The organism is Pseudomonas sivasensis, from assembly GCF_013778505.1.
Classification (GTDB): Bacteria; Pseudomonadota; Gammaproteobacteria; order Pseudomonadales; family Pseudomonadaceae; genus Aquipseudomonas; species Aquipseudomonas sivasensis.
The window spans coordinates 470,192-485,621 of the sequence record NZ_JAAOWU010000003.1; the positions used below are offsets into that span (position 1 = coordinate 470,192).

The 15,430-nt window shown below is 53.2% G+C and carries 15 protein-coding genes; 14 read left to right on the plus strand and 1 reads right to left on the minus strand.

The features are described from left to right. Positions 1 to 46 precede the first annotated feature (46 nt). Entirely contained in the window at positions 47 to 625 is a 579-nt protein-coding gene (locus tag G9Q84_RS08525; RefSeq protein ID WP_122681225.1) for a Maf family protein, read from the minus strand. 105 nt (positions 626 to 730) lie between these two features. On the opposite strand from G9Q84_RS08525, the gene G9Q84_RS08530 reads away from it, so the two are divergent. The 14 genes from G9Q84_RS08530 to G9Q84_RS08595 all read left to right on the plus strand — a co-directional run bounded on the left by G9Q84_RS08530 (position 731) and on the right by G9Q84_RS08595 (position 15,317). Further along, positions 731 to 1,261: a YceD family protein gene (locus tag G9Q84_RS08530; RefSeq protein WP_032886799.1), complete on the plus strand. Its 531-nt coding sequence runs from the start codon at positions 731 to 733 to the stop codon at positions 1,259 to 1,261. A 13-nt stretch (positions 1,262 to 1,274) separates the two neighbouring features. Then, positions 1,275 to 1,457: a 50S ribosomal protein L32 gene (rpmF, locus tag G9Q84_RS08535; protein ID WP_008152339.1), complete on the plus strand. Its 183-nt coding sequence runs from the start codon at positions 1,275 to 1,277 to the stop codon at positions 1,455 to 1,457. 4 nt (positions 1,458 to 1,461) lie between these two features. Next, complete coding sequence (gene plsX, locus G9Q84_RS08540; RefSeq protein ID WP_181643131.1) at positions 1,462 to 2,472, plus strand: phosphate acyltransferase PlsX; 1,011 nt, start codon at positions 1,462 to 1,464, stop codon at positions 2,470 to 2,472. A 126-nt stretch (positions 2,473 to 2,598) separates the two neighbouring features. Further along, the gene (gene fabD / locus G9Q84_RS08545; RefSeq protein WP_122756360.1) at positions 2,599 to 3,537 is read left to right on the plus strand and encodes an ACP S-malonyltransferase; all 939 of its coding nucleotides are present in this window, start codon (positions 2,599 to 2,601) and stop codon (positions 3,535 to 3,537) included. Between the two features lie 24 nt (positions 3,538 to 3,561). Further along, positions 3,562 to 4,305, plus strand: coding sequence for a 3-oxoacyl-ACP reductase FabG (gene fabG, locus G9Q84_RS08550; RefSeq protein WP_032886802.1), 744 nt, complete (start codon positions 3,562 to 3,564; stop codon positions 4,303 to 4,305). Positions 4,306 to 4,496: 191 nt separating this feature from the next. Further along, positions 4,497 to 4,733 carry an acyl carrier protein gene (acpP, locus tag G9Q84_RS08555; protein WP_010566559.1) on the plus strand — a complete coding sequence of 79 codons (237 nt, stop codon included), beginning with the start codon at positions 4,497 to 4,499 and terminating at the stop codon, positions 4,731 to 4,733. Positions 4,734 to 4,860: 127 nt separating this feature from the next. Continuing rightward, positions 4,861 to 6,105 carry a beta-ketoacyl-ACP synthase II gene (gene fabF, locus G9Q84_RS08560; RefSeq protein WP_122756361.1) on the plus strand — a complete coding sequence of 415 codons (1,245 nt, stop codon included), beginning with the start codon at positions 4,861 to 4,863 and terminating at the stop codon, positions 6,103 to 6,105. Continuing rightward, positions 6,105 to 6,920, plus strand: a complete 816-nt coding sequence (gene pabC, locus G9Q84_RS08565; protein WP_122756362.1) for an aminodeoxychorismate lyase — start codon at positions 6,105 to 6,107, stop codon at positions 6,918 to 6,920. The genes fabF and pabC overlap by 1 nt, the downstream gene beginning before the upstream one ends. 1 nt (position 6,921) lies before the next feature. Beyond that, positions 6,922 to 8,043 (plus strand): endolytic transglycosylase MltG, encoded by a 1,122-nt coding sequence (gene mltG, locus G9Q84_RS08570; RefSeq protein WP_181643132.1) that lies wholly within the window; start codon positions 6,922 to 6,924, stop codon positions 8,041 to 8,043. A gap of 257 nt (positions 8,044 to 8,300) precedes the next feature. Beyond that, positions 8,301 to 8,936, plus strand: a complete 636-nt coding sequence (gene tmk / locus G9Q84_RS08575; protein ID WP_181643133.1) for a dTMP kinase — start codon at positions 8,301 to 8,303, stop codon at positions 8,934 to 8,936. A gap of 13 nt (positions 8,937 to 8,949) precedes the next feature. After that, complete coding sequence (locus G9Q84_RS08580) at positions 8,950 to 10,941, plus strand: hypothetical protein (protein ID WP_181643134.1); 1,992 nt, start codon at positions 8,950 to 8,952, stop codon at positions 10,939 to 10,941. A gap of 3 nt (positions 10,942 to 10,944) precedes the next feature. Continuing rightward, the gene (locus G9Q84_RS29600; RefSeq protein WP_181643135.1) at positions 10,945 to 13,005 is read left to right on the plus strand and encodes a tyrosine-type recombinase/integrase; all 2,061 of its coding nucleotides are present in this window, start codon (positions 10,945 to 10,947) and stop codon (positions 13,003 to 13,005) included. 43 nt (positions 13,006 to 13,048) lie between these two features. Continuing rightward, entirely contained in the window at positions 13,049 to 14,026 is a 978-nt protein-coding gene (locus G9Q84_RS08590; protein ID WP_181643136.1) for a hypothetical protein, read from the plus strand. 1 nt (position 14,027) lies between these two features. Then, entirely contained in the window at positions 14,028 to 15,317 is a 1,290-nt protein-coding gene (locus G9Q84_RS08595; RefSeq protein WP_181643137.1) for a site-specific integrase, read from the plus strand. The last annotated feature ends 113 nt before the right edge of the window (positions 15,318 to 15,430 follow it).

Consider the following 15,430-nt stretch of genomic DNA (forward strand, 5'->3'; position numbering starts at 1 on the left):
GCTTCTATCGGGGAAAACCCTCTCCCGCATTTGGTTTGCGGTGTTCTTAAGGGACTTGCACGCCTTCGCTGAGTAGCATATCTACCAAGCGAATCAGCGGTAAGCCGACAAGGCTGGTCGCATCTGGCCCGTCGGTGCTTTGGAATAAACTCACGCCCAGCCCTTCCGCCTTGAAGCTGCCCGCGCAGTCATATGGTTGTTCGACACGCAGGTAGCGCTCGATGCGCGCTGCATCCAGCTCGCGCATGTGCACGGTAAAGGGCACGCAGTCGACCTGGCAGTGCCCCGTCTCGCTATTCAGCAGGGCCAGGCCGGTGAGGAAGCTGACACGCTTGCCGCTGGCGGCCAATAATTGCTCACGCGCATTTTCGAAAGTGTGAGGCTTGCCGATGATGCGGCCTTCCAGTGCGGCGACCTGGTCTGAACCGATGATCAGGTGTCCTGGGTGGCTGGCGGCGAGGGCGCGCGCCTTTGCTTCGGCCAGGCGCTTGACCAGCTCGATGGCGGACTCATTTGCAGCATGGCTTTCGTCGATATCCGGCGAGCTGCAGATGAATGGCAGGTGCAGGCGACTGAGCAATTCCCGGCGATAAACCGAGCTGGAAGCGAGTAATAAAGGCAGCATGTACGACTCCTCAAGGCAGTCGCCGATTCTAGCGGGGCGACCGGCTGACGCACAGGGCTGAATTTCCTTTGACATGGCTGGGTGCATCCCTATAATGCTGCGCCTATGTTGAATGACCCGATTCCACCTCACGTTGACCCGCGCAAATTGGCTGATCGTGGCACTTCCCTTCAAGGTGAATTGCTGCTGGCCGATTTGGAGAGACTCTGCGACCCGCTTTCCGACACTGTCGGTACGGTGCAGGCCAAATTCGTTTTTGAGCGAGATGAACGTAAATCTGTGGTAATCCACAGCTTTATCGACACCGAGGTCAAAATGGTTTGCCAGCGTTGTCTTGAGCTGGTCACCCTGCCGATCCACAGCGAGTGCAGTTATGCCGTGGTAAAGGAGGGTGCGAATACCCAGTCGTTGCCGAAAGGTTATGACGTGCTGGAACTGGGCGAAGATCCTTTGGATCTGCATGCACTGATCGAGGAAGAGCTTCTGCTCGCCTTGCCCATTGTGCCTGCTCATCATCCGGAAGAATGCCAGCAGCCGGAGGGTCTCGATGACGAGGCCGAGCCGAGCGAGGACGAGGTAACGCGGTCCAACCCGTTCAGTGTATTGGCGCAGTTAAAGCGTGACCCAAACGTTTAGGAGTTAATCAATTATGGCTGTTCAGCAGAACAAAAAATCCCGTTCCGCCCGTGACATGCGTCGTTCGCACGATGCCCTGACGGCGAGCACTCTGTCTGTAGAAAAAACCACCGGTGAAATTCACCTGCGTCACCACGTATCGCCAGAAGGCGTATACCGTGGCCGTAAAGTGATCGACAAGGGCGCTGACGAGTAATCACTTGTCTGCTCAAGTCATCGCGATTGACGCAATGGGCGGGGACTTCGGTCCCCGCAGCATTGTTCAGGCCTGCATTGCCAGCCTGATTGCTACGCCCTCGCTGCACCTGACCCTCGTCGGTCAACCCTCACTCATTGAAGAATTGATCGCCAGCCATCCGGTTGTGGATCGCGCGCGCCTGACGATTACGCCGGCCAGCGAAACCATCAGCATGGATGACAAGCCTGCTTCGGCCCTGCGCGGCAAGCCTGACTCTTCAATGCGAGTGGCCTTGAAGTTATTGCGTGATGGCAAGGTGCAAGCCTGTGTCAGTGCAGGTAACACCGGGGCGTTGATGGCACTGTCACGGTATGTGCTCAAGACGCTGCCTGGCATAGACCGGCCCGCGATGGTCGCGGCGATTCCAACGCAGAAAGGCTACTGCCAACTGCTGGACTTAGGTGCGAACGTGGATTGCAGTGCCGAGCACTTGTTCCAGTTCGCCGTGATGGGCTCGGTGGCCGCAGAAGCGCTGGGTATAGCCCGGCCGCGTGTGGCCTTGCTGAATATCGGCACTGAAGACATCAAGGGCAATCAGCAGGTCAAGCTTGCCGCCAGTCTGTTGCAGGGCGCGCGGGGCTTGAATTACATCGGTTTTGTCGAGGGTGACGGTGTTTACCGCGGCGAAGCGGATGTGGTGGTCTGCGATGGGTTTGTCGGCAATATCCTGCTTAAATCCAGCGAAGGCCTGGCGACCATGATCGCTGTGCGCATTGAGACGTTGTTCAGGCGTAATCTGGTATCGCGCATCGTAGGTGCTCTGGCGCTACCGTTGATGCGGCGTCTGCAGGCCGACCTGGCTCCGGCGCGGCACAATGGTGCGAGCTTTCTGGGGTTGCAGGGGATTGTGGTGAAGAGTCACGGTTCAGCCGGTGTTGAAGGCTTTCAAAGTGCTATTGCGCGGGCCTTGATCGAGATTCAGGAAAACCTGCCGCAACGCTTGCACGGCCGTCTTGAGGATCTGTTGCCTTAGGCGAATTGGCTCGGGAGTGCTTAAATGTGACCGGCCAGTTCAATTGACCATCCAATCTGTCAGTTTCGCGCGCTCCCATAGTCGGCGCGCGCATTTTTGACGACCAGATCATTAGGGGCTTGTTACATGTCTACATCCCTCGCATTCGTCTTTCCAGGGCAGGGTTCGCAGTCCCTCGGCATGTTGGCCGAGCTGGGCGCGCAATACCCGCTGATCCTGGATACCTTCAAGGAAGCTTCCGAGGCCCTGGGTTACGACCTGTGGGCGCTGACCCAGCAGGGGCCGGAAGAGCAGCTCAATCAAACCGATAAAACGCAACCGGCCATCCTGACCGCTTCGATCGCCTTGTGGCGCCTGTGGCTGGCCGAAGGTGGCACGCGCCCGGCGTTCGTCGCCGGTCACAGCTTGGGCGAATACAGCGCCTTGGTTGCTGCGGGCAGCCTGACCCTCGCCGAAGCGGTCAAGCTGGTCGAGCGTCGTGGTCAACTGATGCAGGAAGCCGTTCCGGCCGGGCAGGGCGGCATGGCCGCTATTCTGGGTCTGGACGACGCCGTGGTGATCGAAGCCTGCGCCGAAGCGGCCCAGGGCGAAGTGGTCAGCGCAGTGAATTTCAACTCCCCTGGCCAGGTGGTGATCGCCGGTGCCAAGGCGGCAGTCGAGCGCGCCATCGAAGGCTGCAAGGCGCGTGGCGCCAAGCGTGCGCTGCCGTTGCCGGTGAGCGTGCCGTCCCACTGCGAGCTGATGCGCCCGGCGGCCGAGCGTTTTGCCGAGTCCATCGCAGCCATCAACTGGCAGGCACCGCAAATTCCCCTGGTGCAGAACGTCAGCGCGGCCGTGGCGGTCGACCTCGACACGCTCAAGCGGGACCTGCTGGAGCAACTCTACAAGCCTGTGCGCTGGGTCGAGTCGGTCCAAACCCTGGCCGCCAACGGCGCCACCGAGCTGGTCGAGTGCGGCCCAGGCAAAGTCCTGGCTGGTCTGAACAAGCGTTGCGCCGACGGCGTGTCGACTGCCAACCTCAATACCCCGGATGCCTTCGCTGCCGCTCGTGCGGCGCTGGCCTGATCCCCGAACTTAGGAGAAGCCTGCATGAGTCTGCAAGGTAAAGTTGCACTGGTTACCGGCGCGAGCCGTGGCATTGGCCAGGCTATCGCCCTGGAACTGGGCCGTCAGGGTGCCGTTGTGATCGGCACCGCCACTTCCGCTTCGGGCGCCGAGCGTATCGCCGCGACCCTGAAGGAAAATGGCGTTCAAGGCACTGGCCTTGAGCTGAACGTGACCAGCGATGAGTCTGTGGCTGCTGTATTGGCCGAGATCACTGCACAGTTCGGCGCACCGGCTATTCTGGTGAACAATGCCGGTATCACGCGCGACAATCTGATGATGCGTATGAAAGACGACGAGTGGTACGACGTGGTCGATACCAACCTGAACAGTCTGTTTCGCCTGTCCAAGGGCGTTTTGCGCGGCATGACCAAGGCTCGTTGGGGTCGAATTATCAATATTGGCTCCGTAGTGGGTGCCATGGGCAACGCAGGCCAAGTAAACTACGCAGCTGCCAAGGCTGGTCTGGAAGGTTTCAGTCGTGCTTTGGCACGTGAGGTCGGCTCGCGGTCGATTACGGTCAACTCGGTGGCCCCAGGGTTCATTGACACCGATATGACCCGCGAACTGCCGGAAGCACAGCGTGAAGGCTTGCTGACGCAGATTCCGCTGGGCCGTCTGGGCCAGGCTCAAGAGATCGCGAATGTGGTCACTTTCCTGGCATCCGACGGTGCGGCATACGTGACTGGGGCTACAATCCCGGTGAACGGCGGGATGTACATGAGTTAAATTGTGACGGATCGCTTCAAAAAAATGTCATACGAGCTGTCTAAAATCCGTTATAAAGCTGCAACTTAATTTATAGGCAGGTGGCGGACCGGGTACAGGGTGAAGCTTTCAGTTGAAAAGCTGAAAAGGCTTTCTATACACTTACCCACTGGCCAGCTGCCTGAATTTGTCCATTAGGAGTTAAACAAGGTATGAGCACCATCGAAGAGCGCGTCAAGAAAATCGTTGCCGAGCAACTGGGCGTCAAAGAAGAAGAAGTGACCAACACTGCTTCCTTCGTAGAAGACCTGGGTGCCGATTCCCTTGACACCGTTGAGCTGGTGATGGCTCTGGAAGAGGAATTCGAGACCGAAATCCCGGACGAAGAAGCTGAAAAAATCACTACTGTTCAAGCTGCTATCGACTACGTTACTGCCCACCAGGCGTAATAGTTTGTAGTCGTCGCTTGCTGTTAGGGAAAACCGCACTGCTGTAACGGCGTGCGGTTTTTTCTTTAGCGGTGATGAAAAAGTAAGCTCTGAAGCAAAGTGTCGTCATTAGAAAAAGGAGAGTGCTGTGTCGCGTAGACGCGTCGTAGTCACCGGTATGGGTATGTTGTCGCCACTGGGTACGGATGTGCCGAGCAGTTGGCAGGGCATTCTGGCTGGCCGCAGTGGTATTGGTCTGATCGAACACACGGACCTTTCTGCCTATTCCACCCGTTTTGGCGGCTCGGTAAAGGGGTTCAATGTCGAGGAATACCTCTCGATCAAAGAGTCCCGCAAACTCGACCTGTTCATTCAATACGGCCTGGCAGCCGGTTTTCAGGCAGTGCGTAACGCCGGCCTGGAAGTCACTGATGCCAACCGTGAGCGCATCGGCGTGGCGATGGGGTCTGGTATTGGCGGTCTGACCAATATCGAAGAAACCAGCCGCACGTTGCACGATACTGGCCCTCGACGAATTTCACCGTTCTTCGTGCCTGGCTCGATCATCAATATGATTTCCGGCTTCCTGTCCATCCACCTGGGTGCACAGGGACCGAACTACGCCATCGCTACTGCGTGCACCACCGGCACGCATTGCATCGGCATGGCAGCGCGCAACATTGCCTACGACGAAGCCGACGTGATGATCGCCGGCGGTGCCGAAATGGCAGCCTGCGGCCTGGGTATGGGCGGCTTTGGCGCGTCCCGTGCGCTATCGACCCGCAATGACGAGCCGACCCGCGCCAGCCGTCCGTGGGACAAGGGTCGTGACGGCTTCGTACTGTCCGATGGTGCTGGTGCCCTGGTGCTGGAGGAGTTGGAGCACGCTAAGGCGCGCGGAGCCACCATCTATGCCGAGCTGATCGGCTTTGGCATGAGCGGCGACGCCTACCACATGACCTCGCCACCGTCTGACGGTGCCGGCGCTGCGCGCTGTATCACCAACGCATTGCGTGATGCGAAGGTCAATGTCGATCAGGTGCATTACATCAACGCCCATGGCACTTCGACCCCGACCGGTGACTTGGCGGAAGCTGAGGCCATCAAGTCGGTGTTCGGCGAGCACGCGTACAAGCTGGCTGTCAGCTCCACCAAGTCCATGACCGGTCACCTGCTGGGTGCGGCGGGCGCGGTCGAGGCGATCTTCAGCGTGATGGCCATCAAGGATCAGGTCGCTCCGCCGACCATCAACCTGGATGAGCCGGATGAAGGCTGCGACCTGAACTTCGTACCGCACGAGCCGCAACAGATGCCGATCGACGTTGCGATCTCCAACTCGTTCGGATTTGGTGGCACCAACGGTTCCCTGGTGTTCCGCCGGTACGCCGAGTGATGCACAGCTGGGTCGACGGTCAGCCAGCGGACAGCGTGCCCCTGAAAGATCGCGGCCTGGCGTATGGCGATGGCCTGTTCGAGACCGTCGCCGTGAAGGCCGGGCAGCCCCTGCTACTCGACCGCCACCTGCAGCGCCTTGATGAGGGCTGCAGGCGCTTTGCGTTCGTGGTCGATCTCGGGTTGATCCGCAACGAAGTGCTTGCCTATGCCGCCGCCCTCGGTGACGGTGTCCTCAAGCTGATCCTTACCCGTGGCGACAGCCTGCGCGGTTACGGCATCAATCCCGACGCACCTGTGCGCCGTATCCTGCAGGGCAGTCCGCCCGCCACCTATCCCCACGCCCATGGAGCCGACGGCATTCGCCTGTTTCCGTGCGCTACCCGTTTGGCCGAGCAGCCTTTGCTGGCCGGGCTGAAGCACCTTAACCGCCTGGAGCAGGTGATCGCGCGTGCCGAATGGCAAGATGTCGAACATGCCGAAGGTTTGATGCTTGATATGTCCGGCCGCGTCATTGAGGGCGTATTCAGCAATCTGTTTCTCGTGCGTAACGGCTTGTTACTAACCGCCGATCTGAAGCGTTGCGGCGTCGCGGGCGTGATGCGTGCCGAGATCCTGGACCAGGCACAATTGCTGGGCATCCCGGTGGCCGTGGCCGACATCACTGTCGAGCAACTGCGGCAGGCCGACGAAGTCTTTGTCTGTAACAGCGTGTATGGCATTTGGCCGGTGCGCGGCTGTGCTGCGATGAGCTGGCCGGTTGGGCCGCTCACCCGTAAACTGCAGGGCATTGTTCGCGCGCTATTGGATATCTGAGTTGATACGAAAACTGGTTGTACTGCTGCTGATCGGTCTGTTCTCGGCGGCTTTGCTGTTGGGGGTCTGCGCCTGGAAATACGACGCTGCCTTGAAGCAGCCGCTGAATCTGACCCAAGAGCAGTTGCTCGATGTGCCGGCAGGGGCGACTCCGACCGGCACCTTCAACCGACTGGAAGCCGACGGCGTGATCGATGGAGCCTTCTGGCTGCGTCTGTATTGGCGCTTCAACCTCGACGGCCAACCGCTGCATAGCGGCGAATACCGCATGACGCCCGGCATGACCGCCGAAGGCCTGATCGGCCTGTGGCAGCGTGGCGACGTGGTGCAATACAGTCTGACACTGGTGGAAGGCTGGAACTTCCGCCAAGTGCGTTCGGCCCTGACCAAGCATGAAAAGATCGTACAGAGCCTCTCCGGCCTGAGTGACAGCGAAGTGATGGAGAAACTTGGTCACCCTGGGGTGTTTCCCGAAGGGCGATTCTTCCCGGATACGTATCGATTCGTGCGCGGCATGACCGACGTCGAATTCCTTAAAAAAGCTTACAACCGCCTGGACGACGTACTGGCCCAGGAATGGAGCAAGCGCGCCCCCGATGTGCCGTACACCGACCCTTATCAAGCGCTGATCATGGCGTCTCTGGTGGAAAAAGAGACCGGTGTGCCTGAGGAGCGTGGCCAGATTGCCGGTGTGTTCGTCCGCCGTCTGAAGATCGGCATGCTGCTGCAGACCGACCCTACGGTGATCTACGGCTTGGGTGAGCGTTATAACGGCAAGTTGACGCGCGCTCACCTCAAGGAACCCAACCCTTACAACACCTACATGATTGCCGGGCTGCCGCCGACGCCAATTGCCATGGTCGGCCGCGAGGCTATCCATGCCGCATTGAACCCGGTGCCTGGCAGCAGCCTGTATTTCGTCGCCCGTGGCGATGGCAGTCATATTTTCTCCGATGACCTGGGTGCGCATAATGCCGCCGTGCGTGAGTTCCAGCTCAAACGCCGTGCCGATTACCGCTCGAGTCCGGCACCGGTGGTAAAACCGCCGGAAGATGCAACGCCGCCAACGGAAGCGCCCGCCGAGCCCGTGCTGGACACCACCGCGCCGCAAAGCCCGCAATGACTCTGACTAAGGACTGCCTGTGACTGGCTTGTTTATTACCCTGGAAGGCCCGGAAGGCGCCTTATATCTCTTTGTGGTTCAACGTAAACCAGTGTCGTTATAGTCTCCTCTATAAAAATGTAAACTACCCATATAGGGTAATTATTTTGGTGATACGGCTTACAGCCCTTTTTGCACCTGCGTTTTAGTCCTTGACGCCTATCTGGCTCGTCTCCATCATGTAAACCACTTAAGTCTTTCTGCAGTGGTGAATCTCAATGTCAAATGGATGCCTGATCGTCTGCGACGGTAATAACGGAGCTGGTAAATCGTCGGTGATCAAGCATCTCAGCGGGTGGTTGAGCGAGGCTGGTCATCACGTTTTAGTGACGCGTGAGCCTGGTGGAACTCCGATTGGAGAAAAGATCAGAGAGGTGGTACTTGATCCATCCACCCCTGAGCTTTGCGATACGACTGAACTGCTTCTGTTTGCCGCTGCTAGGGCTCAGCACCTTCAAGAGAAAATTATCCCAGCCATTGAGGGTGGAGCGATTGTGATCTGTGACCGCTTCACACCCGCCACCATCGCATTTCAGCACTTTGGTCGAGGTCTGCCATTGGATCGTGTACTGGCGATCAATGAGATCGCTCTGGGTGGCTTCAAGCCTGACTTGAATATCATTTTAGATATCGATCCTGCGGTAGGCATGCAGCGTGTGGCCGGCCGGGGAGAGGTCTTGGACAGGATGGAGTTGCAGAAGGCTGAGTTCCTATCGCGTGCTCGTCATGGCTTTCTAGTCCAAGCCCAGGAAAATCCAGACACCTTTGCGGTTGTGGACGCCTCTCAAAGCTTTGAGGCTGTTGCTGCAGACATAAGAGCGGTAGTAGAGGAGTTGTTGGCTCGCTTGGCATAACAAGGAGCCATATATGCGATACCTCTCCATGTATCACGCTGAGCTATCAGCGACGTCCGCAGATGCAAAGGTCATCCTCGCAAATTATATAGAGCATCCGCTGTTCAGTTTTACGGATGCTTTGTGCTGCGGTTTTCACTACGTGTTTATAAAATATGTCCCAGATGTCAGTTATTCGAAAGGGTATGCTCTGCGTTCGGCGATAAAGGATTTTCTAGATTTCAGGCAAGATCACAATAATAAGCTCCACCCTGACCTTCATCTAAAGGGGGTTGGGGATATCGGTGTTGAACAGTTTAAGCTTTTTATGGATAGGTTGCGGCGCAATGGCCAAACTCTCTATCCTGCGAGAAGCATAAGATCCGCAGTTTTAAAAGTGGCAAACCACAACGATGATGGTCTTCCACTGTTAACGTTGCCTAGCGTATTGATTAAAACTCAGGTGAGAGAGCCACTCGATGAGGCGGCCGACGCCAGTTTTTATGAATCGATGCGGTCGGAAGTTGATAATATGCGATTCATGCTTGAGTTTCGCAAGCAGGTTGAACTCGCTGAACCATATCGCTTGGACGAAATCCGTCCTTTGATCTCAGAGCTCTTGTTGATCAGTAAACAATCAGAATGGGTTATTGATCCTGCTCGAGCATTGAAGACTCTTATGTTGGATGGTTACCCATTTAGGGTGACTAAATCCGACTCTACGGCATTGCGCAAAAAAATCCGAAAAATACCATATGTACAATCAATAACCCGTCCTAGCGAATTTGTATTAAGTTGCTGTCTGCCTTATAGTTATTCCATTCTCAGAAAGCAAACCCCAGACTCAATTGCTTATGATGATCTGGTGCGAATGTATTATCCTACTGCACAAAATCAAGCAACTCTGGGGCTTTTCATTCAGCGACAGTCGAGTTGGAACAAAGAGACAGTTATAGCCATCGATAAAAATCACTTTCTGCACCCTATGTCTGAGGTTGCGCATTCTGATGTGGTTCTTGTTGTATCTGAAAAAGAAAAATCCCAATCTGCTAACAAAAACTATGCGTCTCCAAAACTCGCAAAAGCAATGTCAACCAGATCGGATAGGTACTCCATTTTTAACTTGATGGAGCTTGCTAAGACTCTGTCAGAACCTCTCGCTGAAGTTGTGAATAGCTCGGACAGTTTCGCCCTGGATGATCCGCTGAGATGGTCGATATTCCTATGTCTATCTGAGCATGAATCTGACTGGCAAATCAAAGAGTCCGGCCCTGATATCAGAGTAAACTCGCTGAAAAATCAGAAATATTGGAACATTGGTGTCGCTGAGTTTTTGGGCAAACACCAACTGGTGGACGCCGGTGTGCCACTTACAAGCGCGATTGACCTGGAGGGGCGGCTTAGGGTGACGTGGGAATACTACAACGCCAAAAAAACCAAGCATCCCTTATCGCTAACCGCCCTGCAACTTGGCCATTCCAGCCTCGAGACCACGAGTGCTCATTACGACAGTTCAGCCATGGCTATCAAGGATAGAAAGGTGCGCTATCGGAGCATTCAGGAAGAGTTGATGGAAAAATTCCGAAGTCATAAGTTTCACGGAATTGTCGGTAGCACTGTTCGGGCGAAGTCGGCTGATCCCACCTTTCGTATTTTTACGATCATGGGGCATGAGCGTGCCCTGTGGGCTTGTATAGACTCGAGTAAGCCAGATTATCCAGATGCTGTTGAGCTATCCAAGAACGAGCGATGTACTCGACTGGATAAGTGTTTATCTTGCAGTCGTATCTACGTGCTTGGCGACTCATTACCTTTCCTAATGGAGCGGTTATCAACACTTCAGCGCGCGGTCGAGGCGGACGAAGGACGCCTTGAGGTGCACAAAGATGAAATTGAAATTTTGGAATATCTCCTTAGCATTTGGGGAAACCAATCTGCGATTGCTGAAGCGCTTGTTTACATGAGGGGATACGAGGCGTTACTGCCGTTTGATATGCGCTCACTCATCGCCTACATTGAGGATTAACTTGTGTCTAAAAATAATGCTCAAGGTGACGATGATTCTTTTCAGTCCATTTTGGATGAGATTGAGCGCGAAGCGTCTGATGCGGCCGATGCCTACTTCTCCGAGCTGTATGAGGCATCTCATGGTGGAACCGAAGGAGTTTGCAAGCAGCAGCTGAGCGGGTTGGTGACGAAGCTAGCTGTGTCCCCTAATGGATGTTTCCCTGTTTCAGAGTATTCCAATTATGGCGAAATGCGATGGGTGTTGTTGCGATCCGAAGGCTTTAAGGATATTGAGGTTTATATCGATCGTGCTCGGAGTGATTTGCAAGAGTTGAAGCGAGCTATATGTTACCACTTTATACCCCACCTACATCCGATCGGTACGATTCGAAGTTTTCGTTCGACTGAAACTTATAGTGATGGGTTTCGTTACGTACAGCGGCATATTTTTGAAGCGAATTTTTTAGATGCTTCTCCCGAACATATCGGTGTCATCACTGCAGGAGTTTTGAATACTGCATTAGATGATGCGCGGGACTCCGGAGTGATGCGTGCTTATTGGTTGTTATTTTTCCATATCAATTTCTGGATTTTTTTGTCCGTCGAAAAGTTGATTCCTGAAGAGTTATGCCTAAAGGTAGATTTGAACGATGTTGATACCATAGCGCGCCGAAAAGATATCCAGGAGGTTATTCGTGTCTCGTTTGTAGGCTGGAAGCCTTTTTCCGAAGATGAATTGCGCGACCTGTTAACTTATTCTTTCTTTTGGATTGATAAGGGTGTTCCGGTAATTAATGAGGTGTTGGAATATTGTAATGCGCGGCCTGAGATGGATAAAAAATATTATAGTTATGGAAAACGCGATCTAGAATTTGAGGCAGTGGTTGGTAAGGAAGTAGACGGCGTTGAGATCGTTGGGTTTTCGCATACTGTTCAGACGTTAAAACAAAAGGGTGGTGGTGGTAAAATCCGGTCATATGACACGAATCTATACACGTGGCGAAAAGGATTTATGTACGCCGTAGATAGGGTGCGAAACGCAATCTTCATTCTCTTCGGTCTAATGACAGGGCTGCGCAGGCGTGAGTTGGCTCCGCTCCAGTTCGACGACGTTTACAAGAAGGAAAGTGATGGTCTCTGGTATGTTTCTTTTGTCAGGTATAAAACCAGCGAAGATCCCAATTATTTTGGGGAGGCTGATGAGATTCCTCTCCCGGACTACCTAGGAGATGCCATCGCTTCTTACAAGAAGCTTAGAGAGTTTGATAAGTACATGCTGAAGGGTTACTTATTCCAGCCTGTAATTCCGACCCATGAGATGAATCAAGTGGACAGGATGATCACTAAGGTTGCCGTTAATCTCTCTGCGGAAGTTGGTGTTGACGGTCTCCATATTCATCGCTTTCGGAAAACGATAGCCGAAATATTGATTAATAAGTCTGAACGTAATATTGATATTATTCGGATGCTTTTTGGTCATTCAAGTTATGTCATGGGGCTACGGTATATTGCAAGGAACCCCTTCTTGGTTTCATCTGTTGTCGAGACCTTGAGAGAGCACTTCGCCAAAGATTTTGTTGATATTCTCCAATCTATCAATTCCGGCGTTTATGCTGGAGAGGCTGCCAATGGTCTTGCTGGTCGCATGGCTGGTAGGCCGGACATTTTTGTCGGGAAACTTTTGAAGCTTACGGTTCTCGAGTATGTCTCTCATATGTTTCAAGGCGGTGAGGCTGTCTTGGTTCAACGTACGACGCTTAGTACGTTTTGTATGAGCGGACTTATTCATGCAGGCGAGTCTCTACCTCCGTGCATCGCTAATCGGGCGAATCTGATTTATCCAGTAAGCCCGGACGTATCGAGCTGTCATATTCATTGTTCTCGCAATTTAGTGCTAGGTTCTGCTCAAGGTTCTATCGAACAGAATTTAAAGTTTTACAAGACGATCAGGTCATCCTCTAGAAAGCTCAGTTACGCCGCCCAATTTGAGCTGGATCAAAAGATCAGCATTAATGAGAAACTGCTTGAAGAGTTGCTGCACCCTAAACCAACTGTTATCGAGCGTGAGGTTTCGCAATCATGATCAGCCGTTCACGTAAACGACAGAAGAACAGGGGAAAGCGATAATGACTGCAGTTAGCACTGAACAGCGGCTCAAAAAAATCATCTGTGATCATTACCTTAGCGGCTCTTCAGAGCGCCTTACTATGATCGAGGTTTGCGCCCGCGCGGAAATCTCCCGCCAGGCTTTTCATAAATTTTATAGCCATCTCAAGCCGTATCTGACTGGGGCCAGGAATGTTGATGAGTTGCTGGTCGGAGACCAAGCTGATGCCAGTAAAACAATCATCCAGTGCCAGAAATTGGTTAGAGAGGCGCAAGCCGAGCTGAGGTATGTGAAGGAAAACCAGCAGAAAGAGCACCAGAAGCTTGAGGGGAATCTTTTAACGACCCTCATGAATGGTGACGTGCTAATCCATCACTCCCGAGAGCTTACTAACGAACTAAAGAAGAAAGCGCTCCATAATGAGATTCTCAAGCGAAATCTCTTAGAGAAGGAACTCGAACTATCAGAAAACCGTGGTTTGAGCAGCGCTGTAAAGCAGCAGGGCAAGCCTGAGTCCATGATTATGAAGTTCCAGTTAGATACTCGGGATGCTGTGGCCAGATATTCAGAGACTCAAGACCTGGCTGGTTATTACGGAGATAAGACTCTCGCAGTCAGTAAGCTAAAGGAGAAGCTACAAAAATTCCTGAAGAAAGGTCTTGTCAGGGTTGTGATTTTTCAGAATCGTTTCATTTCGTCGTTCGATAAGTTTGTCGAGAAGAACTTTCGTCCAGAGGATGACGCTGTTGTAGTAATTGATTTGCCTCTTGCATCCAGATCCGAAATTCGGGACTTCGTCCGTGGTTTGGTCGATGCAAGGCCACTCGAGATATTCGTTCCGTATTGTGACAGCGAGGCAACTATCAAAGCCCAGCGCGGCTTTTTGTATGGCCAGATTCCCGCTCCTGAATTTCGAAGCTTCGATAAAGAGCCGCTGCCTAGTATTCAGGATGGTTTTGATCGTGTAGTGGTGTCTAAAATTGCCCAAGGAGATTGAGATGCTTGAGATCTCCAGAAAGCTAATTACCTATGCGTGCCCACTGTCGGGTAAGGAAACCACTCACTACATACTGATTGCGGAAAGCGGGCAAAAGCGTGTGCTTCTAAGCCATGCTAATCTTTACCTTCGCGCTGTCACGGCACAGTCCGAGGACACATCTAATAGATACTCCCATTTAATTGCCAAGTTCTATCGATATTTGTCTACCACTGCTAAGTATGAAGGGGTAGAGCTTTATCAATATCATGCGCTCGTAGACAACGATGATTTGAAAAATTGGCAGGTTCATCGAGCGATTAAGCGTCAGGCAAAACAGTCCTTGAAGCCTAGTACAGCTACGATCATTGATGAGGGTAAACTCGTCTACGGATTCTTTTACTGGTTGGATTCGGAAGGCTATTCTAGTTGCTTAAATTTCAAGCTAAAAACCTGGCAGCCTAATTTTAAGAACAATGATTTGCTCAGCTATATCAAACGTGAGGCGCGCGTTGCATTGGATGGTAAAGGCATTAAAGCCTTGGATCGTGATTGGCGACAGAAGCAAAGCTATTCACTTATCACTAACCAGGAGATCAGGGATTTCGTTGGTGGGTTCCATGACCCGGTCTACGTAGCGATGTTCATGCTTGCGCTGGGCACCGCGATGCGCCCTATGGATCTATGTGATTTCCCCTATGCGGGCAATGGCTTTAATCGGCATATCCAGCCACATGAAAACATGACGTTCGATGAAGAAACCGTTGAATACCGAATCTATTTTAGTAAAGGCAAAAAGCACCGTACCATCAGGATTCATCAAGGTGATCTCAAAGCTTTAGCCGATAACTATACGAATACGCTCTACCCGCCTAGGGCAGAGTTATACACCAAAAAGTATGGTAAGCCTTGCCCACCTTCGATTCTGTTTTTGAATGCCGCTGGGGAGCCTGTGACACCTAGGATGATAGCGACTCGCTCCAGTGCTGCGAAAGTGCGGGCTATAAGCAATGGTTCGAAAATGCGCTCTGATGTTTGCTTCTATGACAGCAGGCATTGGTGGCCAACCATGTTTTTGATCAAGCGATTTGGGTCGGGATTGCTGGGTGAGCTTAGTGAAGTAAAAGACATCGCTGCAATGGAAGTGCTGAAAGCGCAGATGGGCCACGCTCACCTGCATACTACCTACGATCACTATGTTGATGTAGCACGTGTTCTGTTGCTCGCGCACGAAGGCTACGTGAACGAGCTCTACATCAACGCGGATCAGACTGTCAGTGAGTTTCTAAGCGCGCCAGTATTCAAAAGTTAAGATCGGGATCCCGGGATGGCTCACATTGTCTCTGGTTTGGGCTTGCCCCCTTCGGGGTAGGGCTGTCGTAAACCAAACCCTGGCTGCGTCAGGTTTTGGCCCTACGGGCTTCC

Bases quoted from the DNA above. Each gene is read 5' to 3' on its own strand.
- G9Q84_RS08525 (WP_122681225.1), bottom strand. From the start codon at position 625: ATGCTGCCTTTATTACTCGCTTCCAGCTCGGTTTATCGCCGGGAATTG.
- G9Q84_RS08530 (WP_032886799.1), top strand. From the start codon at position 731: ATGTTGAATGACCCGATTCCACCTCACGTTGACCCGCGCAAATTGGCT.
- rpmF (WP_008152339.1), top strand. From the start codon at position 1,275: ATGGCTGTTCAGCAGAACAAAAAATCCCGTTCCGCCCGTGACATGCGT.
- fabD (WP_122756360.1), top strand. From the start codon at position 2,599: ATGTCTACATCCCTCGCATTCGTCTTTCCAGGGCAGGGTTCGCAGTCC.
- fabG (WP_032886802.1), top strand. From the start codon at position 3,562: ATGAGTCTGCAAGGTAAAGTTGCACTGGTTACCGGCGCGAGCCGTGGC.
- acpP (WP_010566559.1), top strand. From the start codon at position 4,497: ATGAGCACCATCGAAGAGCGCGTCAAGAAAATCGTTGCCGAGCAACTG.
- pabC (WP_122756362.1), top strand. From the start codon at position 6,105: ATGCACAGCTGGGTCGACGGTCAGCCAGCGGACAGCGTGCCCCTGAAA.
- tmk (WP_181643133.1), top strand. From the start codon at position 8,301: ATGTCAAATGGATGCCTGATCGTCTGCGACGGTAATAACGGAGCTGGT.
- G9Q84_RS08580 (WP_181643134.1), top strand. From the start codon at position 8,950: ATGCGATACCTCTCCATGTATCACGCTGAGCTATCAGCGACGTCCGCA.
- G9Q84_RS08590 (WP_181643136.1), top strand. From the start codon at position 13,049: ATGACTGCAGTTAGCACTGAACAGCGGCTCAAAAAAATCATCTGTGAT.
- G9Q84_RS08595 (WP_181643137.1), top strand. From the start codon at position 14,028: ATGCTTGAGATCTCCAGAAAGCTAATTACCTATGCGTGCCCACTGTCG.